The sequence below is a fragment of the Salinivibrio costicola subsp. alcaliphilus genome (assembly GCF_001996185.1).
Lineage (GTDB): Bacteria > Pseudomonadota > Gammaproteobacteria > Enterobacterales > Vibrionaceae > Salinivibrio > Salinivibrio costicola.
On sequence record NZ_MUFR01000155.1, the window covers coordinates 1 to 377 of the forward strand.

The 377-nt window shown below is 48.5% G+C and carries 1 protein-coding gene; it reads left to right on the forward strand.

The genetic code is table 11. From position 1 onward, the window contains the following. Positions 1-217, forward strand: a 217-nt coding sequence (locus BZJ21_RS16765) for a hypothetical protein (protein ID WP_077670266.1), incomplete at its 5' end; no start/stop codon positions are given. Between the last annotated feature and the right edge of the window lie 160 nt (positions 218-377).

Sequence of the window (377 nt, forward strand, 5' to 3'; positions counted from 1 at the left end):
CATCCAGAGAAACACTGGAAGCGTTCATCAAGAGGCAACTCAAGGTGAACGTTGGTGTGAGGTGGCAGATGAATCCGTAGTAGTGAGTAAGGCTCGGCCAAAGAAAGCCAGTAATGGTGTGGAGGAGAAAACCGAGCTGACCATCGGCACAGCGTCTGATGGAGCACCGTTCAGCCAAAAGCGAATCGGTGTTGCGAAGGGAGGAAGTACACTTTAAAGACTGTGATGAGCAGATGTTTTTTTTTGATAGTACCCAAATCGATTAGCTATCGAGGTATTCCGGACCGGTCACCTTAGGAATAAGGCTCTGGAACGAGAAACCGTACACGGGAGTAACTCGGACACTGTTTAGTAAATTGCCCTTGAGCTAGAAGGCT